Source organism: Limnohabitans sp. TS-CS-82, from assembly GCF_002943475.1.
On record NZ_PTQX01000009.1, the window covers coordinates 176,378 to 198,540 of the forward strand.

Sequence of the window (22,163 nt, forward strand, 5' to 3'; positions counted from 1 at the left end):
GTGGGAGCACGAGCAAGGTCAGCTCGTAGGGCTGGAAGTCCGCTTAGTGCTGGTCCGCGTGACTAGAACTGCGACGGCTAACAGACCGAAAGCGCTGCAGTGCAGACATCGAGCGAACAGCTGGAAAAGGCTGATCTCGGTCGCTCATTGGCGACGGCTTGAACGACCGTTGTTGCCGTTAGATGGAGTCAACAAGACAACGATATTAGCTGGCTACACAACTGAAAGCATGGTTAGCACGGAGCCTTCGGGAAGTTTGATCGACTGCGACCAAACTTCCATCCGATACGTGCTCGTGCCGCTGATCCAGCGTGCGGCACTTTCTCGCTTCGGACGGCTAAGTCCCTTGGCAGCACCGAAAGCCATTTCGAATGCCATCGTGTCCTGGTGCAACTCGTTCAGGATGTAGAAGTCGGTTGAGAAGTTCCGACTGCGCTTGGACCACTTCAATCGCCGCTGATCGTGGCAAGTGATGGCGACCGGCACCTCGGCTCGTTGTAGCAACTTAAGGGCGGACGCAGTCAAACTGGCCTGAAAATCGCCCCCCATTGCATTCGCAAGATCTAGGCTTGGCTTGCGATCCGCCACCCATGGCCAGACCAGATAGTCGGGAAGGATCAGCTGACTGGCGAAGCTGTTGGCGTCTGCCTCGATGGACTTGGCTTCAGCATTCTGCGGCCCGATGTCCGTGCTAGAGCACTTAAATGATGTCCGCTGGGCGTCCTGCATCCAGTGGGCCAACTCATGCCCCAAAGAGAAGCGTCTTCGTCCGAGGTTGTCGTCCATGGCGACGCTGATGACGGCACGATCACCGGCGGCCACCAGACGTGCAGCGCAACCGTCGAGCTTTCTGTAGACGACGTGAGCGCCCCTGGCGCCGGCAATGGCCTCCAAATCAATGTGCTCGGGCTTCCTGACGCCGTTACCCCAGAGCAAGCGCTCCGGGCGGCTCAGCCTGTCGACATCAACAAACATCATCGGTGTCGGAGATCTTGCCCATGAGCACAAGATCGTCATAGAGCGTTTCTAGGTCGGCATTGCTTTGGCGGCCTCCTTCTCTAAAGGCAGTTGCCAACTGAGGATCTGCCGCAAAGGCTCGCGCGATGCGCTCCTTAATTCGATCTAGGGTAGGCCGCAGCAACTTCTTTGGGGGCGTATGGATCTGCATTGCTACCTTTGCGGCCGCAGCTTGTTGACGAAGGCTGGATGCCAGAACGTCATCAAGACTTACTGCAATGCTGGCCGCCAGCTGATCGGGATCGATGCCTTCAGCTGCGAGCTCGGTCCGGATGTCCTCGTCAGACGCGGCTTCGAGGTCTTTGAGTGCCAACGCTCGAACTGCGGCGAGCGTCTTCTGAAATTCGTTGGTCATCGCTGTCTCCTTCCGGGCATCATCTTGTCCACCTGCCTCCTAAGCCTACGCCGTGCTGTGTCGTAGGTCTTTTGATCGAGATCGAACAAGGCAAGTACCTCTGCTACCGGCATTTCTGCCTTCTCCCCCTCAATTACCGCCAGCACTTCTTGGTCGTCCCTGAAGTACGCCTCAATGGCATGCGCGTCGGCTTGAGCTCGTTGCTGCCTGTCAAACGTGTTCTCCACCTCAATGGCCTGTTCTACGACGTCAGTGTTCCAGCGACCAGCTCGGTGGATCACGGTGTCAACGTCCCTATCTATCGCGATACCGGAGGTCCTAACCCTACCCAGACAAAAACCTTGGTGCAGGAATTGATCGTGAAGGACAAGGTTGACTACCTGGGCGGTTTTGTATTTACGCCGAATGCGATGGCAGTTGCTCCATTAATTCAGCAGTCACAGACGCCCACAGTGATTTTTAATGCAGCAACATCATCTATCACAGAGAAGTCCGAGTACTTCATTCGTACCAGTTACACCCTTTGGCAAGTGACTGTGCCATTGGCGCAATGGGCATCTAAACAAAATATTAAGAAGGTTGTGACCGCCGTATCTGACTATGGTCCAGGTATCGATGCGGAAACGGCATTCAAGAGCGAATTTACTAAACAAGGTGGCACCGTTGTAGAGTCAATTCGTATGCCTGTCTCAACGACTGACTTTGGCCCCTTTGTTCAACGAATTAAGGCAAGCGGAGCCGAGGCTGTCTACACATTCCTTCCTGGTGGTCCCCCCAACCTGGGTTTTGTGAAGGCGTACAGTGAAAACGGGTTGGCCAAATCTGGTGTCCAGTTTCTTGGTACAGCAGAAACAGATGAATTCGATTTGCAGAAGTTTGGTGATAGCGCATTGGGTTTGACAACGTCCTTCCATTATTCTGGAGCTCACGATTCTTCTGTGAATAAACGTTTTGTCCAAGCGCTGAAAAAGCGTGATGCGAACGTTGTCGCCAACTACGCAAGCGCAGGTGCTTGGGATGGCATGTACGTGATTCACAAGATGATTGAAGCCACTGGTGGTCAAAAAGATGGAGCTAAAGCTCTCGCTACTGCGCGTGGCTTGCAATGGGAAAGCCCGCGTGGTCCCGTTCGGATTGATCCTAAGACTCGCCATATCACCCAAAACGTCTATCTCCGCAAGGTCGAAAAGGCTGGCAATGTCCTGGTAAACAAGGAAGTTCAGAGCTTTGGCCCGCAAGTTGACTTCGGCTTAGACAAGTAATTGCTAAGGCCGTTAGCTCAAGAGTTGAAAGTCAATAAGTGAATACTTTGTTCAATATCGCAATCGACGGCTTGGCCTACGGCATGGTGCTGTTTGTTGTATCTGTTGGCTTGTCGGTAACTCTTGGGCTGATGCGTTTTGTCAATCTAAGTCATGGAGCCTTTGCGATGGTGGGCGGTTATTGCGCCGCCTATCTCACACGAGAAGCTCAATGGAGCTTTTGGTTAGCAGTTCCCGTTGCATTACTAGCCACGGGGTTGTTAGGGGCAGCACTTGAATCGTTGGTGTTGAAACACTTGTATCGACGTAAGGAGTTGGAGCAGGTTTTGTTCACTATTGGGTTGAGCTTCGTGTTGATTGCTGCAACGAATGCAATTGCTGGTCCTCAAGTTCAACTGATCAAGCTGCCTGATTTCTTAGCCGGTTCTGTTGATCTTGGTATCCGCACCCTCCCAGCCCAACGTCTTTTAGTCATTGGGGCTGGGCTTGTGGTTGCAGTAATTTGTACTTGGACAATTTCTTATACGCGATTTGGTGTTTGGCTTCGTGCGGCTGTAGATCACAGCTCAACAGCATCGACTTTGGGTATTCCAATTCGGCTCGTCCAATGTGCAAGCTTTGCCGTAGGTGCAGCATTGGCTGGTTTCGGTGGAATTCTTGGCGCTGAACTGATGCCGCTGGAGCCTTACTACGCGATCAAATATTTGGTCCTTGTCCTGGTAGTTGTCGCAGTGGGAGGCATGGGTAGTATTCCAGGAACACTAGCCGCAGCAGTGCTCCTCGGTTTAATCGAAACCGCAAGTAAATACCTTGCTTCCGAATGGGGGAGTCTGTTCTTCTTCTTAGCCATGGCTTGTTTGCTAGCTTGGCGCCCCCAAGGATTATTCAAACGATGAATGCCATGTCTGACACTTCTAAACAAGGTTCTGCTTTGCCAAAAGCCCCTATATGTGTACCTGCTTGGCGTTCGACTGTCTTGGTGCTGGTAATTGGTTCGGCTGCTTGTTACGCACTGCCTGAGCAACTAGGTTTATTAGCGCGCATTTTCGTTACAGCATTGCTTGTGCTGTCGCTCGATTTGGTTGTCGGTGTTGCTGGTTTGGCAACGCTTGGGCATGCGGCGATGTTTGGTATTGGTGCATACGCTGCTGGAAATTTTGCATTACATGTTGTGCCAGACCCCTTGATTGGGCTGGTAATCGGAATGGCTTCGGGCGCAGCGCTTGCATTTCTTTCAGGCTTGTTTTTACTTCGCTATGAAGGGTTCACATTTCTAATGCTGACCGTGGCCGTTTCCCAGATCATGCTAAGCCTTGCCCAAAAAGCGCGTGATTGGACTGGAGGTGATGACGGCTTGTCTGGATTTATGAACTCTCCTTTGTTAGGGCGATTTGCCTTTGATCTGGAGGGTAAGGTAGCCGCCGGGTACTCACTAGCTGTCTTGGTCGTTCTTTTCTATGTTGCTCGTCGTGTGGTGGATTCTCCGTTTGGCTTGGCCGTTCGTGGTGTTCACGAAAATCGGGCACGCATGGCTGCTTTGGGTACGCCAGTCTTTCGCAGACTTTTGGCGATGTATTCGCTGGCAGGAATGTTTGCAGGTGCTGCAGGGGCACTCTCAGCGCAAACCAATGCCGTAGTTGGTTTAGATAGTCTATCGTTTGCTCTATCTGCCGAGATTTTGGTGATGCTGGTCCTTGGAGGCATCGGTAGCCTTAACGGTGCCTTGATTGGTGCGACTGTATTTACGCTGTTGCACCACACGGCTTCTTCCATCAATCCTTACCATTGGCTTTTCGTGGTCGGCTTTCTTCTCATGGCTGTCGTACTTGTTTCACCCACAAAGGCAATTGCTTTGCTGCGCCGTCGTATGGGAGGTGCGAAATGAGTCACCTGCTCGAAGTTCGTAGCTTAGACAAACACTTCGGTGGTTTACATGTGACGCGCAATGTCTCGTTCCATGTGTCTGCAGGAGAAAGACTTGCACTGATTGGCCCCAACGGCGCGGGCAAGACTACGCTGGTTAATCAAGTTAGTGGTGTTCTCCAGCCTGATTCAGGTTCTATTTTTCTGCAAGGTGAGGATGTCACCTCTCGTAGCCAAGCTCAGCGTGTGCGCTCAGGATTGGCTCGTACTTTCCAAATCACTACATTGGCGCCTCATTTTCCAGTTCAGCGACAAGTTGAATTGGCGCTCTTTGAAAGAGAAGGGCTCACTGGTCGGGCTTGGCGAAGCATCGATAACTATCCTGATTTGCAGACTGAAGCTCTCTCATTGCTTGAGCGGTTAGGTTTGAGAGCGCATGCCGGTGTGGCTACCCAAGACCTCGCTTATGGAGAGCAGAGATTGGTCGAGATGGCGCTTGCGCTTGCACTACGCCCCAAAGTTCTCATGCTAGATGAGCCTATGGCTGGTGTTCCAAAAAGCGATGGCACCCGTTTATTGGCTGCTTTAGACAGTTTGCCCCGTGAGTTAGGTGTCTTAATCATTGAGCACGACATGGACTTGGTATTCCGATTCGCAAGCCGAATTTTGGTGCTTGCATCAATATGAGCACCAGCGGTAAACGCGGGAAGAAGTGCACCGTCAGCGCAAACCAATTCAAAGCTGCAAATATCTTCAGCTTCAACAAGGCGACGCTGTACTCGAACGCTCAGTGTGGTCATAACAAGTCAGTATCTGAATTAAGTGAACGACGGGGCTTAGCAGTCGATGAAAAATTGCTCGAAACATAAGCTTGCGTAACAGTCTCCACAGATGGGAGATTTTCATGAAGTCGATGCAACAGCCCAAGGAGAGCCTCGATTTCTTTCGGCTGAAGCACCGAAAGAAATGCTCGTTCACGCTCCAGAGCAACACCTCGGATCTGGTCGTGAAGTGCCCTTCCCTTGGCTGTGAGTACAGCAATTCGTGCTCGCCCATCATTCGGATCTAATTTTGTGCGAATCAGTCCCGCCTCTTGCATGGATTTGAAGCAGCGGCTAATAGAGCCTTTGTCCATACCAATCACACGCGAAGCGTACTGCGCTGACATTGATCCATCTTGTGCTAGCAACACCAAGCAGCGCCAAGTCTCAATACCTACCCCAAATGTATTCAAGTAATGTTGAGATGCGCCTCGTGAGAGCTTATTAGCAATCCAAGTGAAGTAAGCAGGAATGTAGCGATCCAAATCAATGGCCGCTGGCGCATTGATCGCAGACGTGGGCAAGGCAGATTTTTTGGTCATAGCAGTTATTAAGTCTCTCAATGAACCGCCATACCAACCCAGCGCTCCAGCGTCTCGCTGTCTTTCAGTAAGACCGAAGCTTGAGCTTCATGCACGACAGTGCCATGGTCCAAAATGACAGCTCGACTAGCGTAGCCTAAGGCTTCGTCAACTTGCTGCTCCACGATGATCACGGCAATGCCAGTTTCATCGGCCATTGTTCGGAATGTCTTTAACAGCTCCAACCTAATCAGAGGAGCCAAGCCTTCAAGCGGCTCGTCCAAAAGAATGAGGCTAGGCTGCCCAAGCAAGGCACGAGCTACTGAGAGCATCTGTTGTTCGCCACCAGACAGTTGAGTACCGCCATTACGACGGCGCTCAGCCAGACGAGGGAAAAGTGCATAAGCATCATCCAAGGCACTCCGTGGTCGTTGCTTAAGTCCTGCCAGTAGGTTTTCTTCTACTGTCAGTGATGGAAAAATATCTCGTGTTTGCGGGACGTAGCCCAGTCCACGAAGTGCACGTTCGTGGGGAGAAAGCTTCGATATGTCTTCGCCTTGAAAAAGGATTTTTCCCTCTCGCAACGGAATAAGCCCCATGATTGCTCTGAGCGCCGTTGTTTTGCCTACCCCATTACGACCAATCATCGCTAGGCGTTCTTTGTGTCCCAATGCGAGAGACAAATGATCGAGTACGGTAGTCGGACCGTAACCAGCTACAACACTACTGAGTTGAAGAATTTCATTGCTCATGATCATCCTCCCAGGTATGCAGCGCGCACATTGGGATCGCGGCGAATTTCGTCTGGCGTTCCATCTGCCAAAACTCCCCCCTCTGGCATTCCTTCATGAGCTTACAAAGTCAGCCTTTAAGGACGACGTCCATGTGCATGTTGACGATGGCAAAGGATACGACCAATTTGATGCTAATGCTGTGCTTAGCGCGCCGCAGCCAGAGACGCATTTATACGTATGCGGACCCGGTGGTTTCATGAACCATGTGCTCGAAACAGCGAAAGCCTGTGGCTGGCCTGAAAGTCAACTTCACCGTGAATACTTTGCCGCTTCACCTGTAGATACCTCTGATGATGGTTCCCAAATGCTCTATGCCAGTTGCCGACTGAAATAGCATTCGACCTACGTCGTCGGATGCCGACAAAATTCCGGCGCTTCCTTCCACGAGGGTTGTGTGATCCAGTGCGTACATTCGATTGAACGTTGGCTGCTGAAGTCCACCTAACCAAGCATGAAGAACACCTTCAGGGAGGGGCACATCTTCAGGCGACCGAAGCGTGTTCTTGTTCCCCTTGGCGCGATCAAATGCGAGGCGATCTTCCTCATTACCCCTAGAGCCCTGTTTTTCAATCACCCCCCCAATTCGCAATTCAGACATCGGGTGCAAAAAAGCCAGAGGCGTGCGCATTGGGATACCAAATAACCAATCTCCAATGGCTGTTCTGACAGTTGATTTGCCTGCCTCATTGGGGCCGACAATTAGATGGATGTCTCTATCTGCAAAAGGCAGCGACAGTGAACGGTCGGTAAATTTTCCGTACCGGATTAGTTTTAGTTCGCGAATGCGCATAGACACTCTCTAGTGGTCAAGTAGAAGAACCAGCGCTCTTGGTCACACGCCCCATTAGCATGGGTGTTGTTTGCCGAAGACGATCTGGTATCTGTGCTTGTGGATCTTGTCGAAGGGCATGCAGTTCATGAGAAGCTTGCAAAACTTCATACGGCAACTTTTCAAGCAATGCCATCCAATCAGCTTGCAAAGACTGCACGAAATCTGGATCATCCTTTGCTGTTAGCGCAAGGCCCGCTAGTTCGACCAGTGCATCCTGCGTATCGTCCTCAGATGACAGGCTCTCGCTATCCAGAGCCTCGCTTAGGACACTGATTTTTTCAATCCAAATCCTGTCAGCATTAAGTGCGACCGCCTGAGCTAGGATTTCCTGCCTTAGTTGACCTTCATCGGCAACCAATGCCGCATGCACTGCAGATTGACCTTTGAACAGCACCCTGACTGCTAAAGGTAAGTGAGATGGGGTTGCATCCAAAACATGTTCCAGCTCGAGACCTACCGCACGGATGGCTTCACGACGATCAACCATAGCGCCGATATCCACGGACAAAGCATGCCAACGCAAGACATCTACTTCTATTCGATCGACTTCAGTGATTTCACTGTCTTCAGCCGTCACCATCAGTGCGCCTCGCGCTCCTAGCTCGCGGATATGTCGTCCTTGCAAATTACCTGGATAGGCAATCGTTACCTCACCGCGATGAATCCAATGTTCATGAACATGTCCAAGCGCCCAATACTGATAGCCCTTCGTCTGCAGCTCAGCGATTGAGCAAGGTGCATAACGGGCGTGCTGCGCATTGCCTTCTAGCGCTGTGTGCAACACACCAATATTTAACCAACCAGCAACAGGTGCTGGATAGCTGGGAAGTAAGTTTTCGGTGGTAGCGGCCACCTTAAAACTGCGGCCATGCAACGCCACTTTCATTTCATCAATCCGAAACGACTCCGCCTTCCGTGATGAAAAGATGTGGACGTTGTCAGGTAGCTCTAGGCCACGCGTCATCTCACTTTCGGCATCGTGATTGCCATACAAGAGATAAACAGGAATCCCCGCTTGACGCAGGCGTCCCATTTGACGCACAAAAAATAATCCAGTGTTGTAGTCTTTCCAGTCACCGTCATAGACATCACCAGCAATCACCATGAAATCGACTTGCTCATCCAAAGCATGGCTAACAAGATTACTGAAAGCATCTCGTGTTGCAGTACGCAGCCTTTCAGCGGGAGCATCAGGGTAAGAAGATAAGCCCCTTAAGGGGCTATCAAGGTGAAGGTCAGCGGCGTGGATGAATTTCATTGATTTTTCTCAAAATGCGCTCATCAAATAACCTACTAGGTATTTTCTTGATGTGAATTTGCCGTTATTTTTTGCAAGCGATCCTCCACACCTGGAGAGTACTTCTTCGCTTTCACTGACACGAACAACGGTAACCATACATTGACCACATTGATCAACGCCAGATCAGGGAGTCCAACCTCACAATTGCTAATGACTTTGGCTAAAAGATGCGCAGTAGTTATGTCTGTCTCGCAGTTGCCAAATGCATTTGCATACTCGTGATTGATTTTTAGAAATGATTTAAATATTTTGGATGGAATAAGGAAATCTCTAGCACTATCAATCAAGCATTCTTTATTTTTAAAACATGAGAAGTCAACACCTATTGCTTCGCATCGCTTCATGTTGATATTTAGCCCAGGCGCCATTAGGGTCGGCGAATATTTACCATTAACCTGTAGAAGCCATGTGTTTACAGCTTTAGCTGTCGTATGAAATAAATCCTCGCTATCAATTCGTGCCTTGTATTGACTTAAAGCAGAGCAACTTCCATCGTACGTTTTCAATGCCGAAATATCGCCACAAATTACAGCCATTTTGTTATGAATCTGACCGGACGCATCAACAACTATCAATGCGATCTCAAGCCAAGGCTGATTGGCTTGGGATTTCGAATCAAAAATTGCGTAGTATTTTTTAGCGCCCACACTATCTCCTAATGCATAAATTCATTCGACACCAAGTGCTTTAAACACGGCATCAACAGGATCAGAGTAAAAACTCGTCTGGAACTTGGCAAACAACTCGCCTGGCACAGATGGAATGTCGGTCACGCTGGACATAGGCATAAGGATGCGCTTAGCACCCGCATCAAACGCAACCTGCAAACTCTCTGCCAAGTTACGCGCCTGCGCAACAGTGCCCCCCAAGGTCATGTCGCCCATCACCGCCAACTGCGCTTGGATCGGTTTGCCTAAAGCCGCCGAGCACAAAGCAATGAAACTGCTAAGGGTCAGACTGTCCGGGTTGCCCGAGTTTTGCAACTCAACCATGTGCAAGTGGTAGTCCCGCTCCGTTGGATGTATGGACGCACTCACGCGACTTGCATTGGCCTTGAAATAATCGAAGGCCACACGCACTGGTTCGCGAGACAGCGATCCAGACACATTGAGCTTTCCTGTGCCTGCAATCGCCTGGATCTCCATTCGGTAAATACCAGGCATCTCCGCCGACCCCATGGAAATGGAGTGCAGCACACCCGGCTGCAAACGACCTTCAGGAATCAAGCCGCCGCCACCTTGCTCCGGCACCGAGACAAAGCGCTCTTGCATGTCCTCTAGGTCGATGTACGAGAAATGGACGTCATAAAACTCCATGCCGCCAATTTTCTTGAGCTGCTCTTTCACACGACGACGCGCTTCCAGCGCGTACTCCAGACATTTGCGCACGGCCTCTTTGGAATATTCACCGTTAGGGCAAATCAACTTGAGAAGGCCAGACACCGTCCGGCGCACAGCGATGGTGTCGCGCTGGTTTAGGTTATTGCCAAGCTTGAAATACTTGTCGATGGCATCCGCAAAGCTGCGCTTACGCATCTCGCGCACCCATTCCGCCAGGTAATCCACGATCAAGCCATATTGGTTCGTGAAGAACTCAGGCCGCATTTTGGGAATTTCCCAACCGGGCACATAGGCATGGAAACGGTCAAAAAATGCCGAATCGATCATGGCTTCGGGGAAAGGTGCCAACAGATGGCTTGTCTTCACCATGGACTCGACCGACTGGTTGATGTTGCCCACAAACACCATGGATGCACTTGCGTTGATCGACTCCCGCCCCCGGCTGAAAGAGCCCGAGGCCATATAGTCCTTCATGATCTGCACGCCGTCGTGGTCTTTGAAGCTGATGCCCGCCACTTCGTCAAACGCCACCACATCCCACAAACCTACCAAGCCCACTTTGCGTGCGCCCATGTTGTAAAACAAGTTGGCCACCGTGGTCTGCCCGCCTGACACCAAAATCGAGTTCGGGCTAATTTCCTTGTAAATGTGGCTCTTGCCCGTGCCGCGAGGTCCCAGCTCGCACATGTTGTAGTTGTTCTCCACCAGCGGAATCATCCGGGCCAACAAATGCCACTTGGCCCGCTCTTTGAAGCAAGTCGGCTCCATGCCGGTAGAGCGCAGCAGCACATCAATCCACTGCTCATCGGTGAACGCTTTCCGTGCCTCGAACAACTCATCCATGTCCATGCCAGGCATTTGAATGGGCTTGAGTTCAGAAACGATGAATGGCGAGGTTTTTTGATTCTCTTCAAACTCGTAGCGAATGGTCACGATGCACCAGATGCCACCCACCAAAAGCTTTTCGTATTTCCGCACATGGCTGTCGTCTACCGCCGCATTCTTGATGCCTAGGTTTGACAGCAGCGCTTCATATGAATCACGGTTTTCGTTGAGCTTGACCGTCACTTTGTCGATGACCTTGAACGAGCCTCGCTCACGGATCTTGCTTTTGACTTTCTCGGCTTCGTCCGGACGCACATAGTTTTCAGCCAATACGTTTTTGACCGTTTCCATGCCTGCACGAATCGTTTCAGGATCGTCTGACGCACAGTACATGCCTAGCAAATACTCAAGCACATACACAGGGACGTTGGCCCCCTCTTTGATCAGCTTGGTCAAATCCTTACGTACCACTTTGCCAGCGAAACGTTCGTTCAGAAGTTTGTCCAGCTCTGTATCTGCATTGGCCGACAAAGGGGCTTGAATGGTTTCAGTCATTGTTATTCTCAAAAATCGTTGCTGAATGCAAGGTCGATGCGCATCGTTGTGCGCCAAGCCTCGGCTTTTGTTTTTGCATCGCGAGCCACCAAGAAATAGTCCTTGTTACGGTCGTAGTCACCGGACTGGATGGTCAGCATCAACGAACGCTTGCGCTCTTCCATCAGGGGAGATGCGCTGTCAAACGTCAGCGCTTGCTCATCACTTACCACCTGATCGCCATCGCGTATCGAGAGCAGCAGGGTCACGGGCAAGACCCGGTCCGAGACCGCTTCGGTCTGGATGAATTCAAAGCGCTGCTTGTTAGTCACGATGCGATTGCTCGAACCCAGCTGGCTCACATCCACAGTCTTGGTTCGGGTCTTCTCGGCATCGCCTTCTTTGACCACGATCACCGGGACCACAATTTCTTGCGGCATGGCGCTGCCGTGTACAAAACGGGCACCACCCACAAAGTGAAAGCGACCTGCCCCTTTGGGCACCAGAAAATCAACACTGCCATCACCCGGATCTGTGCCCGCCGTGATGGATGTGTTGCCAGCCCACGCACCCGACATGGGCCACATGCCGTGACCTAGTATGTAGCGCTTTTTGGGCTTGATCACCCCCGGCATGGCTTCTTCAACTTTGGCCCTGTCAGCATCTTCCAGCGCTGACTCCTGGTACAAAAAGCCATGGTCTGCCGTCACAAAAATGGTGGAACCATTCAAGTTGTTCATGATGAAACTGACCAGTTCCTGCAACTCGCGAATGGTTTGCTCGGTGGCCTCGAAGGTCTTACCCTCGGTGCTGCGTTTGTCGCCAATGGCGTCGATGTGGTCGTGGTAGATGTAAACCAACTGGTGTGGTTTGACGAAATCGCGCCCACCCAGCTTGCCTTTTTCCATCAGCTCATCGCGACTGATCGCCACGCCACCATGTTGAGCCAACACGGCACTGCGCTGCTCCAGCGTACCGCACGCCATGCCATCTACAGTGACATCAAGCGCCGCATTGTTGCGATAAGCCAATTGTTTGTGCGGTAACAAACTCGCCATGCCCAAAGTGGTGTAACTGGGCAACACACCCAACATGCACTCCAACCTTGCTTTCACCCGATTTTTGGAATTGAGCGTACTGGCCAATTCCTCGGCGGCTTCGAAACGAAATGCATCCGAGATGACGACATAAACGCGCTTGGCACCCGACGAGTAACTGGGCGTCACAAAATGTTCAAAAAAGTTTTGTTGGTTTGGCATATCTGCCAGCTTCCAGCGCTTGAGTAAGCCCGCAGGCCCATCCACCACGGCATCCCACGCAGAAGTCAATTGACCGATGAACCACCCCGAGTAAGCATCTTCCATGCGGTCACGTAGCTCATGCAAAAGCGACCAGCCCATGGGCTCTACCGCATCGGTGGCACGCATGAAGGTGCGGTACAACTGGTCAAAGCGGAAAAGCTCTGATCGATAAGATGCAAACGCCGCATCAGCTGAGCCAAAGCTGAAACCTCGGCTGTGCTTAGCTTGCAACTCGAAAAAGCTGGCTGCAGCACCCAATGCGTCGTAACTGGCGGCAAGAGCCTTTGTATGGTCATTGGCTCCGGCCAACAAGGTATTGGCCCAATGGCCATCGCGGCGCTTGGCCATCAGCTCGCGCACCGCATCCATATTGGCACCTGAACCGGCAATGATGCGCGCCTTCAGGTCCGTAATCACACGCTTGTCAATCGACTCAAACGTCATGGCATCGATCAAATTCTCAGCCGTCAGCTCCCCCAGCATGGCAGGAACATACAGCTCCTCTGCCACGACCGCAGACAACACGTCATAACTGCTGTAGTTGGCCATATCTGAGCGCCAACGACTTGCGAACACAGCCACATGTGCAGCGCGGCTTCGGTCAGAGATCACAAAATGATTCAATGAAGATGGTGATACACCGATGGCATTGCAAAAATCAGTGGCAAAGATTCTGTATAAAAGCCCTCGTAATGAGGGTGCCTCACCACTGGCTTCCTTGTAGCCAAATTCAGACTCAGCCAAAGCCCAAAAAATGCCCTCAAGTTCTTGCGCAGCCATTTCCTGCAATGGTTTGGGTGAGCCTCCCAGGTCTGAGCCTTCCGTTGCTAACGCCTGGAAAACCTTCAGAAAAATTCCAGCTGTATCCGCAGTCTCGGCTTTGGCCAAAACCGCCAGCATTTTGCGATCCAGATCAACCGCCTGATCATCGGGTTGTACCCAACGTTTGAGGCGCTCTACACGGTCTTTGGCTCGCATGAATTTAGCGCGAAGTTTGAGATGACCATGCAGTACACGGCTGGTCAAACCTAGCTCATCCAATTGCATTGATGCACTGTCCGCGCTGAAAGATTTGCCTCGCAAACGGGCATCCAGTAGCCAATCATCTTCAGGTACTGGGCATGCGCTTGGCGCATAAATCAGCCAACGTCCCACTTGGCCAGCTTCCAATTGAACTTTTGCATGCAGGGCTGGAACTTGGTCCAATCGAAGCACTTTTACGCTTGGCAAGTCAATTGAATCGACTTCCATCAGGAATTCGCCGTCTGGGTCATTCCAAAATACCAATTGGCTGCCTTCTTCAAACTGACGTTCTAAAGCAGACAAAAACTGTGGAGAGCTCATCAAGTGCAACTCCAGTCAAAAGTAAATCCTCTGTCTTGGCTATAAAACACTTGGGCATTGCCACCATCACCCCATTCCCTCAAGCCAATAGATTCAAAACAGATGAACGGCTCATCACAGCCCCCTGCCTCGTACTGGATTTGTTGAAAAGTTCCAAATAGGGCTGGATATGCAAGCTCACCACACACCCCTAAAAACTCTTTGTACACAGTGATCGCCTCACCCAGCAAATCAATCAACGTCTTGTCATCGTTTAAGCTTTTTTTCTCCAGCTTTTTCTTAAGCCGTTCAAGGTGCTCCATAGCCTGCTGCTGGTCTTTCGACATATCGCAGTACAAGCGCCCATCCCCAAATCCTGTAATTTGCATGCACATGACCACATCATCGCCGTAGGTGTCACCATAAATATCAGCTAAGCGACACCACTCGTCCCAATCCACCTCAGCCAATGCATCAGCGTTGGGCTGCCCCAACTTGATGGCTGCTTCTGTGATGAACTGGGCTTTGGTTGGTTTTGCATTCGCATGAAACTCCCTGAGCCACTCAACAGCTTCGGGCAAAAGTACCTCAATGTCTGCTTCAGACTCAATAACAGGCGTCAGTAAGTCAATGTTGAATTCGTCAGGTGCAATGACACGAATCAATACATCACCGTGAACCCCACCCGATTGAGCCATCCAAACTTGAACCACACCTCGGACCCCCACCAACTGGCGCGGTATGTCGGTTGTGTTGATTTGACACAACGGAGCCATGGGGTTGGAATCCTCATCTACTGGCCAAGGATGTGTTTGGCTGGTGAAGATAGGCCCAAGCAGCACACTACCTAGTCGGTTGATATGTTGTGACGCCATTTCTTCAAACACAAACGGGAAACCTACGCGGGCTGTTTTCAACTTTGTGCAAAGCCCCTTGAGATCATCTGTATTAATGTCCAAATCACGCTCGGAGGCAGCTATCAGCAACACATCAATTGCTGAATGAAGTTTGTTAGCAACAGCCATTGAGTCTTCGCTCGATAAATCAGTCATTTCATTACTTTCTCTTGGAACAATCCAACCGTGCACATTAATGACGACAGTGATGGACGATGAGTTACGTTTTCGAACATATCAATGCGTTCTTAGAAATTCTGGCGGATCGCGGAGCACTCAGTAGTTCGTCGTTACTTTGAGAGCTGGCCATTCAACGCAATGATTCCTGAAATGTGAACGACATATTCCCGTTTTCATAAAGGCAGTAAAACACTTGAGCGTTACCAGACGAGCCCCATTCAGGGAAGTGGATTAGGCAATCCCAGTCAAGACCGACATCGGCAGATGAGTACTGAATTGGATAGAAACTACCGAACAAATGAAAGCTGTTGGCCAAATCGGTCAATGTGATGAACTTGCCCAAGTCATCTGAAATCGAAGACAGCTGATCGTCAGTCAAGTCGCCAGCATAAACATCTAGGTAACTTGTTTGGGCATGAAAGCCCATGGACTCAAAACCAGAGATAACGTCAATCTCATCCCAAGACTCATCAAAAATCCATTCTTCCGGCACAGGGCCCGCAGCAATATCTGAAGGTTCAAATGGCGTCATCGACGCATTGTTCAAAACATCCCTTGGCACTACGCGGATAAAGTCACGCGAATCATTGTCCCAGTCCGTGTCACACCAAACTTGAAGCAGCCCGTCGCCAAAATCTTTTCCTGAGAGTTCACTCAAAACTTGCAAATCAAGTTGAATGATCGGAGCTAACGATCCCGAACTCGATTCAGGCACCGGGTACTCGTTACAAGTGAAAAATGGCCCCGCCAACATGCTTGCTTTTCTGTCGACTTGATCAATAGCGGTGGTCGTGACGACGGGTATAAAACCTTCAGCAGCACTACATAAGGTCTGAAGAAATGGGTTTCGAACAGGCTCCCGCTCGTCATCGCCTGGAACCATGGGATCAACCAAACCACGAAGTTTTAATGCACTCAACATTCGGTCTCTCAATGTCATTGCATCGCGCACTTGCAATTCGACAGCCTCACTTCTGGTTACTTTCATATTGACTCCAATTCATTCAGCTTCATCAACTTGCTGCGGCAACTGCAACAAATCATTCTCGATCTCTTGCACCGTAGGCGTAGCACCTTTCAGATTGTCAGGCACGGTTCCACCCTTGCTTCAGGGGTTGGGCGATGTAAAACCAGGCTTCAGCCACGCTGCTGCACTTGGTGATCTTCAGGATGTTGTGGCCCCACGGAATTTGTGCAACAGCCTGTTGCACAAATTCCGGGTCAGTCCATTGCTCAGAAAAACTGCTCATATAAAGCAGGTTTGGGCGTGAAAAGCCCTTCATTTCGGGAAACGTCGCCGTCATGTCGTGTGCCAACTGGTCGATCACCTTGGTGCCCCAGCCCTGCACCTGCTGCTGCTCCAGAATGTCGCGGCAAATCTGCTGATACAACAACACCAGCTCACGGTTAACGGACAGGCTTGCGCGTTGCTGCGCTGACTGGATGCGCTGCTTCAGACCCGAGAACCACTCTCGGTAATCCACCGCAGCCAGATGGCTCATGTGAAGCTCCGGCTCGCGGGGTGCAAGATTGTTTGAGCCACCTCATGAAAACGATCGTAAAACGCCTGAAAACTGGGCATGGTCCGCAGGTTGCTCCAATCTTGAGGGTTGTTGGCGCACCAGTCAGCCTCTGAAGCTGCGTTTTGTGGCGCACCCATGAAAGCTTCCCACTGGTCTTTGGCTGCATTGGGTGAGTTGTCGTTACCCGAAATGTTTTCCAGCGCGGCGTGAGAATGCTGCGCTTTTTGGCCTGCACACAGCAACCATGCCTCGGATTTCGGATTCGGCAACATAGGCACACCGAAATCAAACTCAACGGACCTGAAGCCATTGACCATGCTGTCCCACTTGGCTTGCCACATTTGCCCTGGGGCGCTGGCTGTGCCATCGGCATCGCGAAACAACACCGCCATCACCGGCCCGGCGTAGTCTGCCGCCAATTGTTTGGCCATCAGGCCCAACTGTTGGGCGTTGTTGAAGTACAGGCCCGTTTCAGCTCCCTGCTTCTTGCTCCGCAAGGGTTGCATCCGTTTGTCGGAGTTCTTGGCCTGCTCAGCCAAAGCGGTCTTGCTAACGAACTGCACAGCCTCTGGTGTATCCAATAAGTTGTAGCTCAACAAAGACTCCCACAAGCGCCCCAACCAAACCGCCATGGGTCCACGGTTGAAGGCCTCGTCACTGCACTGGCTTTGTGCGTTGTTACAGGTCCCCAAGTCTCGCGGGCCTTCTCCACTGATCAGTAGCTTCATGCCTCACCTGCATCAACGGCCTTGGATTCAGCCTCGGCTTCGGCACGTTCAACAGCTTCAATTTGGGCATCCAACTCCATGCATTCCTGTGCCAACAGACGCAAGTCAGTGTCCACAAATGCATCACCAGGGCCCATCGCCTCCAGCTTGGCTGACATGCGGGGGATATCAAAGAACGGCTTGATGCGGGTTTCGCCTTGGGGAGTTTTATACAAAAACTGCACCGCAGTCCGCGCTACCGCATCGGGCAAATAATTGAGCAGCAAAGGGCTGTGCGTCGTCACCAACAACTGCTGCGGGCTTTCCAGCAAAGTGTCTACCAGTGTTTCGACGATCTCTTGATTGATGCCGTTTTCCAGTTCGTCCAACAGCAACAGTGAACGGTCTGCATCGGCCTGGGTCAACACTGCCAAGATTCGCAGCAAGCCATCGTTCAAATGCAGTGCATCGGTTTCCAACTTCTGGTTGCCGAATTGCTCAAACACCGACAGTTTTTTCCAGCCTGACCTTTGTGATGTGATCTTGTAATCCACCAAGGCGGGATAGAACTTTTGAAGCAGCATCACCAGCTTGGTCTTACGCTCCCCTTTGATGGTATCTAGGTAGGCTGAGAGTTTTTCACCGCCGCTGCCAATGTCGTGCTCACTGGCACGAGCGCTCTTGCGCAATTTATCAGGCGACAACAACTCTAGGGAGCGGACATTACGCAATGCATCGCGAAACTCCAACAACTCCGGCTGCAACTCCGAATCCTTCAACGCTGAAAGGATGGAGCCTTGATATTCAAACGCAATGGATTGGCTCTCACGAACACCTAGCGAGTAAATTTGTCCATTTGAACGCAGGACTTTCAAATCGGTCTTTTCAGGCTGAATCAACACCACGGCTTCTTTTGTGCAACGCAAATCGGCTCTATTGAAAGCGCCAATCCAAACCAAACTTGCACCAGCTGAAGTTTTAAAAGTCACTGTGAAAGTGCTGTTGAATTCCGTTCTCAGCTTGCATCTCAGATCAGACGCAGTCCACCCCCGCCGATCCAGCCAACCCTGTACATCCCCTCGCATCAACTGCGACACAAAATCCAAAGCTTGCAGCACCGTGCTCTTGCCCGCACCATTCATGCCGACCAAGCAAGTGAAATGGCCCAACGGGATAGTCACCGCAGCCAAAGACTTGAAATTAACAATACGTACCGACTCAATCATCTGAACCACCTCCGGTCACCACCTTCACACTGTCCAGCAAATCCCCAAACTTGCCGTAGTTGACTTTAACGCCATCGTCCAGGTCGAGGGTGATGCGCATGTCGGCGTGGTGGCGGAGTTTTTCGTCGAAGGACAGGAGCTCTACTTGTTTCTTGCGCAGACCCTCGATCTGTTTGCGGATCTTGGTGCGGGCGGCGGCGGATGAGGCGGCGTTGGCGTCTTGCTCCAGCATCTCCAGGCGGGCGGCCAGTTTGGCGGTCAGGGGGATGACGTATTCGGCCCGCATGCGGGACAAGGTGCCCTCGTTGTAGCGGTGCAGATAGACCAGCGCCTGGAAAGCGCCCTGCTTGCCGCTGGAAAAGAGCCAGTAGATCGGGCGCTTTTTGTAGGTTTGCAGGTGGTCTTTGTAGAACTTGTCAGCCATGTAGCGACGGATGGTTTCCTCGGGCGTTTCGCTGGCTTTGCCGCCCAGGCTCTCGGCCAACCAAGCCATGTTTTCGGCCAAAGTCTCTGGCCCCCAGACGACTTGAAGAAAGTCGCGCACACGCGCAGGCGCATCATCGTCAAACCAATGCTCGTCGGTGATGGGCAAGATGCCGTCGGCATCGGCGGCAAAGCGGGTGTAGCGGCTGGCATCGAACCCGACGTTGCCCGCGTGGGCGTAAATCAGGCCCGGCTCGTCGAGGCTGTAGCGGCCCATCATGCAGCCGATGGCGTAGGAGATCAGGCGTTGGCAGTCTTTTTCGCGGTCGGCGCGGGCTAGGGTGATTTGGGACTCGGGGACTTCCGGGGAAAGTTCGTCTTGCAGACCGTACGCATTGATGAAGATTCGGTTGTTCTGCTCTTCCATTGCTCTAACCGCAGATATTTGCTTGCTGCACAAATTATTCCACGCAATATATGCATTCGACAAAGTGTTCGAAGGTATCCCAGAAACCATAGGCAATTTCTCAAAATTCCATGAAATTTCGTTGGAATTCCAGTCACTGACTGCAGTCTCCATCAATGCCTTGAAATTGGTTATCACATCTGCAGATACGTCTGTTAGAAGGGGTAATCGCCGAATTTCACCAGCCTGAAAATTTAATGTAGGGCTAAAAATCTTCAAGAAATACGTTGCAACAGCACTGTGTAGGAATGAAACAATTATTGGGAGATTGGTTTCATCGGCAAAAATTGTTGGACATGCGGAATTGAAAACGCAACCAATTGGATCAACGCGAATCGAAAAGCCACTTGTACTTATCCTCGTCCAACTTGCACCCTTTCGAAAATAATACTGACGAGAAGGAAGTTTGTTACCGCTGTTTTCCAGCTCCAGATATGCATCTTGGTCAAATTTCAAAACATACTCAAGATTGCCGTACCACTTCTTGTACTCCCCACCCTTCGTATGAGGAACATATCGACGATCTGATGCTAGGAATGATTTTGAATCTGTAAAACCAAAGCCAATCGATTCATAGTCAACCTCTTGCCAACTACGGACGAAAATTGCATTGTTTCCAGTATCCAAACCAACTCGTGGCTCTCCAAATTCCGTCAACGGTCTCGAATTCAGGATCGCCTGCATTGACTTTACAGAGAGCCAGTACGCAATCGGAGAGCTTGGTATTTTCAAGAACTCTTCTTGCATTAGCGTGGTGTAAATTGATCTGCCAGCCAACAGCATCGATCTTTTTTCCTCCTCCTGACCATCTATAAGTCTGAAAAATTTTGGCCTAAATGACTTGACACTAGATTTCGCAAATACAAAAGCAACCGTTTGCACCACTTCGCCAGAAATCTCTGCAAATGCACGAGGCCCAAAATGGGCTAACGTAAAAATCGTCCGACTAACTATTAGTGCCTGCCTCATCGCTTCGTAAGAAGACAAGAACATCCAGCTTTGCATGGTCACCATGCTATTCAAACCACTGGGCTTGCACCACTCAAAGCCGCGTTCTATGAACATGGCAAATAGATCGGATTTGCTATCAGGCCATGCACCTTTGGCGTAATCTTTCAGGGCAGGATTCATTCCCTTGCCGCCCATATACGGCGGATTCGCCACAACCGAATCAAACTGCATGGCCAGCACTTGCGCCTGCTGCACCAGCGGCATCAAATCATCCGCAGCCGCACTGGCGTACATGTCCCCACTCTGTCGCACCTTGGCCAGCATTCTCGGCAACACCGTCAGATGCGTCTTGAGCGCATACGGAATCTGAATCAAAGAGCCAAAGGTCTTGGCGTGCTCAAAGGCTTCCACCAGCGCGGCGATGGTGGCGCGTTGCACCTGGTGCGGGGCCAGGTGGGTGGTCAGCTCATCCACGTTCAGGCCTTTGCTCTCTTGCAAGCTAAGCACGTTCAGCTTGGGCGGTTGCAGGTTGCCCGCATCGTCGGCGGCTGTGAACAGGCGGCGGTCGTCGGCACGGGCTTTCATCAGCAGGGCAAAGCCCGCCATTTGCGCGGCGCGGTCGTCGATGTCCAGGCCGTAGAGGTTTTTCTCCAGAATCAGGCGCGGGATGTCGCGCACCCGGTAGCCACGCTCCACATAGATGGCCTTGAGCACGTCGTAGGCCACCACCAGGATGTGGCCGCTGCCGCAGGCCGGGTCCAGCACGGTGATGCTTTCGGGGTTGAGGGTGTCGCCATCGTCAGCCACGCGGGTCTGGATGAGTGCGTCCAGCTGGGCTTGCACTTCGGGCGTTTGCTCGGCGGGGGTGATGTAGTAAGGCCACTCGCTGGCCAGCGTGCTTTGCGGGTTGGCCATGAGCCACAGGCGGCCCACGCTGTTTTGCACCAGGTATTGCACGATCCAGTTGGGCGTGAAGAGCTGGGTGGCGGCGGGGATGTCTTCGCTTTTGACCACCTTGCCAATGACCTGGTCTTTCTTCTCACTGATGTAAAACTGGTACAGCCAGCCAATGACTTCGATCTCTTGCCAGTCTTCTTCGGGCACGCCCGCCACCAGTTTGGCCACGATGGAGTCGGTGCGCAGCAGGTTGTCGGGCAGCAGCAGCTCGGTTTCGTCGTCGATGCGCTCAAACAAGAAGGGCATGACGCGGGACAGCTCGTTGCACTGGGCCACCAGCAGGGCTTTGTACAGTTCGTCATCGCGGTTGCCCGCCAGTTGCATCTCTTGCACCTTGGCCGCTTGTAGGCCCGGCAGGCTGACGCTGGCCGCGTGGCGCAACAGTTCGGGCAAGCCGCCGTCGCGGCTGCTCAGCACGCGGTGGCCGTGCTCCAGAAAGTCGTGCAGCTCCATGTAGCGCAGGGCGGCAAAGCGGTTGAACCAGGTGTAGGCCACCTCTTCCATGGTCTGCTCAAAGCCGTGGTGCAGGATTTTGTCGAGCAACTTGGCCCGCAAGCCCGCCACTTTGGCCGGCCACTCCACACCGTCGATGATGAGCACGTCGCCGCGCACGGTGGCGTCGTTGACGTGGGTGGAGGTGAAGCCCAGTTGGTGGGCGCGGGCGGTGACGGCGGCGATGAAGTCTTTGCGCGCTTGGGGGGCGTAGGACTTGAGGTTGGATTTGTTCATGGTTTGATATTTAGGTC

At 51.8% G+C, this 22,163-nt stretch carries 20 protein-coding genes; 4 read left to right on the forward strand and 16 right to left on the reverse strand.

The annotated features are described in order from the left end of the window. Positions 1 to 213: 213 nt before the first annotated feature. The gene (locus C5F52_RS18045) at positions 214 to 978 is read right to left on the reverse strand and encodes an ImmA/IrrE family metallo-endopeptidase (RefSeq protein WP_104799747.1); all 765 of its coding nucleotides are present in this window, start codon (positions 976 to 978) and stop codon (positions 214 to 216) included. Further along, the gene (locus C5F52_RS18050) at positions 965 to 1,372 is read right to left on the reverse strand and encodes a hypothetical protein (protein WP_104799748.1); all 408 of its coding nucleotides are present in this window, start codon (positions 1,370 to 1,372) and stop codon (positions 965 to 967) included. Before C5F52_RS18050 ends, C5F52_RS18045 begins: the two co-directional genes overlap by 14 nt. A gap of 71 nt (positions 1,373 to 1,443) precedes the next feature. On the opposite strand from C5F52_RS18050, the gene C5F52_RS18055 reads away from it, so the two are divergent. The 4 genes from C5F52_RS18055 to C5F52_RS18070 are packed head-to-tail and all read left to right on the forward strand — an operon-like array spanning position 1,444 to position 5,184. Further along, complete coding sequence (locus tag C5F52_RS18055) at positions 1,444 to 2,634, forward strand: ABC transporter substrate-binding protein (RefSeq protein WP_236657911.1); 1,191 nt, start codon at positions 1,444 to 1,446, stop codon at positions 2,632 to 2,634. Between the two features lie 38 nt (positions 2,635 to 2,672). Next, a complete protein-coding gene (locus tag C5F52_RS18060) occupies positions 2,673 to 3,530 on the forward strand; it encodes a branched-chain amino acid ABC transporter permease (protein WP_104799750.1) in 858 nt (285 codons plus the stop codon). Then, complete coding sequence (locus C5F52_RS18065; protein ID WP_161499729.1) at positions 3,527 to 4,519, forward strand: branched-chain amino acid ABC transporter permease; 993 nt, start codon at positions 3,527 to 3,529, stop codon at positions 4,517 to 4,519. Before C5F52_RS18060 ends, C5F52_RS18065 begins: the two co-directional genes overlap by 4 nt. Further along, on the forward strand, positions 4,516 to 5,184 hold the full coding sequence (locus tag C5F52_RS18070) for an ABC transporter ATP-binding protein (protein WP_104799752.1): 669 nt from the start codon (positions 4,516 to 4,518) through the stop codon (positions 5,182 to 5,184). Before C5F52_RS18065 ends, C5F52_RS18070 begins: the two co-directional genes overlap by 4 nt. 109 nt (positions 5,185 to 5,293) lie before the next feature. On the opposite strand, the gene C5F52_RS18080 is transcribed toward C5F52_RS18070, so the two are convergent. The 14 genes from C5F52_RS18080 to pglX form a co-directional block, all read right to left on the reverse strand. Then, positions 5,294 to 5,860 (reverse strand): MarR family winged helix-turn-helix transcriptional regulator, encoded by a 567-nt coding sequence (locus tag C5F52_RS18080; protein ID WP_104799753.1) that lies wholly within the window; start codon positions 5,858 to 5,860, stop codon positions 5,294 to 5,296. 17 nt (positions 5,861 to 5,877) lie between these two features. Further along, on the reverse strand, positions 5,878 to 6,591 hold the full coding sequence (locus C5F52_RS18085) for an ABC transporter ATP-binding protein (protein WP_104799813.1): 714 nt from the start codon (positions 6,589 to 6,591) through the stop codon (positions 5,878 to 5,880). A 2-nt stretch (positions 6,592 to 6,593) separates the two neighbouring features. Next, positions 6,594 to 6,680, reverse strand: coding sequence for a hypothetical protein (locus C5F52_RS30435; protein WP_104799754.1), 87 nt, complete (start codon positions 6,678 to 6,680; stop codon positions 6,594 to 6,596). Between the two features lie 224 nt (positions 6,681 to 6,904). Further along, positions 6,905 to 7,423 (reverse strand): AAA family ATPase, encoded by a 519-nt coding sequence (locus C5F52_RS18100; RefSeq protein WP_104799755.1) that lies wholly within the window; start codon positions 7,421 to 7,423, stop codon positions 6,905 to 6,907. 16 nt (positions 7,424 to 7,439) lie between these two features. Then, complete coding sequence (locus C5F52_RS18105; protein WP_104799756.1) at positions 7,440 to 8,723, reverse strand: DNA repair exonuclease; 1,284 nt, start codon at positions 8,721 to 8,723, stop codon at positions 7,440 to 7,442. A 35-nt stretch (positions 8,724 to 8,758) separates the two neighbouring features. Continuing rightward, complete coding sequence (locus C5F52_RS18110) at positions 8,759 to 9,412, reverse strand: hypothetical protein (protein WP_104799757.1); 654 nt, start codon at positions 9,410 to 9,412, stop codon at positions 8,759 to 8,761. 21 nt (positions 9,413 to 9,433) lie between these two features. Continuing rightward, positions 9,434 to 11,485, reverse strand: a complete 2,052-nt coding sequence (gene brxL, locus C5F52_RS18115) for a protease Lon-related BREX system protein BrxL (RefSeq protein WP_104799758.1) — start codon at positions 11,483 to 11,485, stop codon at positions 9,434 to 9,436. Positions 11,486 to 11,493: 8 nt separating this feature from the next. Next, positions 11,494 to 14,109, reverse strand: a complete 2,616-nt coding sequence (gene pglZ / locus C5F52_RS18120; RefSeq protein ID WP_104799759.1) for a BREX-1 system phosphatase PglZ type A — start codon at positions 14,107 to 14,109, stop codon at positions 11,494 to 11,496. Further along, a complete protein-coding gene (locus tag C5F52_RS18125; protein WP_146100111.1) occupies positions 14,109 to 15,140 on the reverse strand; it encodes a DUF1963 domain-containing protein in 1,032 nt (343 codons plus the stop codon). Before C5F52_RS18125 ends, pglZ begins: the two co-directional genes overlap by 1 nt. Positions 15,141 to 15,294: 154 nt before the next feature. After that, the gene (locus C5F52_RS18130) at positions 15,295 to 16,152 is read right to left on the reverse strand and encodes a hypothetical protein (RefSeq protein WP_104799761.1); all 858 of its coding nucleotides are present in this window, start codon (positions 16,150 to 16,152) and stop codon (positions 15,295 to 15,297) included. A 97-nt stretch (positions 16,153 to 16,249) separates the two neighbouring features. Continuing rightward, positions 16,250 to 16,666: a DUF1016 N-terminal domain-containing protein gene (locus C5F52_RS18135; protein ID WP_104799762.1), complete on the reverse strand. Its 417-nt coding sequence runs from the start codon at positions 16,664 to 16,666 to the stop codon at positions 16,250 to 16,252. Further along, positions 16,663 to 17,415: a hypothetical protein gene (locus C5F52_RS18140; RefSeq protein WP_104799763.1), complete on the reverse strand. Its 753-nt coding sequence runs from the start codon at positions 17,413 to 17,415 to the stop codon at positions 16,663 to 16,665. The genes C5F52_RS18135 and C5F52_RS18140 overlap by 4 nt, the downstream gene beginning before the upstream one ends. Further along, entirely contained in the window at positions 17,412 to 18,620 is a 1,209-nt protein-coding gene (locus tag C5F52_RS18145; RefSeq protein WP_104799764.1) for an AAA family ATPase, read from the reverse strand. Before C5F52_RS18145 ends, C5F52_RS18140 begins: the two co-directional genes overlap by 4 nt. After that, positions 18,613 to 22,146 carry a BREX-1 system adenine-specific DNA-methyltransferase PglX gene (gene pglX / locus C5F52_RS18150; RefSeq protein ID WP_104799765.1) on the reverse strand — a complete coding sequence of 1,178 codons (3,534 nt, stop codon included), beginning with the start codon at positions 22,144 to 22,146 and terminating at the stop codon, positions 18,613 to 18,615. Before pglX ends, C5F52_RS18145 begins: the two co-directional genes overlap by 8 nt. Positions 22,147 to 22,163: the final 17 nt, after the last annotated feature.

Bases quoted from the DNA above. Each gene is read 5' to 3' on its own strand.
- C5F52_RS18085 (WP_104799813.1), bottom strand. From the start codon at position 6,591: ATGAGCAATGAAATTCTTCAACTCAGTAGTGTTGTAGCTGGTTACGGT.
- C5F52_RS30435 (WP_104799754.1), bottom strand. From the start codon at position 6,680: ATGCCAGAGGGGGGAGTTTTGGCAGATGGAACGCCAGACGAAATTCGC.
- C5F52_RS18100 (WP_104799755.1), bottom strand. From the start codon at position 7,423: ATGCGCATTCGCGAACTAAAACTAATCCGGTACGGAAAATTTACCGAC.
- C5F52_RS18130 (WP_104799761.1), bottom strand. From the start codon at position 16,152: ATGAAAGTAACCAGAAGTGAGGCTGTCGAATTGCAAGTGCGCGATGCA.
- C5F52_RS18125 (WP_146100111.1), bottom strand. From the start codon at position 15,140: ATGACTGATTTATCGAGCGAAGACTCAATGGCTGTTGCTAACAAACTT.
- C5F52_RS18140 (WP_104799763.1), bottom strand. From the start codon at position 17,415: ATGAAGCTACTGATCAGTGGAGAAGGCCCGCGAGACTTGGGGACCTGT.
- C5F52_RS18050 (WP_104799748.1), bottom strand. From the start codon at position 1,372: ATGACCAACGAATTTCAGAAGACGCTCGCCGCAGTTCGAGCGTTGGCA.
- brxL (WP_104799758.1), bottom strand. From the start codon at position 11,485: ATGACTGAAACCATTCAAGCCCCTTTGTCGGCCAATGCAGATACAGAG.
- C5F52_RS18145 (WP_104799764.1), bottom strand. From the start codon at position 18,620: ATGATTGAGTCGGTACGTATTGTTAATTTCAAGTCTTTGGCTGCGGTG.
- pglX (WP_104799765.1), bottom strand. From the start codon at position 22,146: ATGAACAAATCCAACCTCAAGTCCTACGCCCCCCAAGCGCGCAAAGAC.
- C5F52_RS18105 (WP_104799756.1), bottom strand. From the start codon at position 8,723: ATGAAATTCATCCACGCCGCTGACCTTCACCTTGATAGCCCCTTAAGG.
- C5F52_RS18065 (WP_161499729.1), top strand. From the start codon at position 3,527: ATGAATGCCATGTCTGACACTTCTAAACAAGGTTCTGCTTTGCCAAAA.
- pglZ (WP_104799759.1), bottom strand. From the start codon at position 14,109: ATGAGCTCTCCACAGTTTTTGTCTGCTTTAGAACGTCAGTTTGAAGAA.
- C5F52_RS18080 (WP_104799753.1), bottom strand. From the start codon at position 5,860: ATGACCAAAAAATCTGCCTTGCCCACGTCTGCGATCAATGCGCCAGCG.
- C5F52_RS18070 (WP_104799752.1), top strand. From the start codon at position 4,516: ATGAGTCACCTGCTCGAAGTTCGTAGCTTAGACAAACACTTCGGTGGT.
- C5F52_RS18135 (WP_104799762.1), bottom strand. From the start codon at position 16,666: ATGAGCCATCTGGCTGCGGTGGATTACCGAGAGTGGTTCTCGGGTCTG.
- C5F52_RS18045 (WP_104799747.1), bottom strand. From the start codon at position 978: ATGATGTTTGTTGATGTCGACAGGCTGAGCCGCCCGGAGCGCTTGCTC.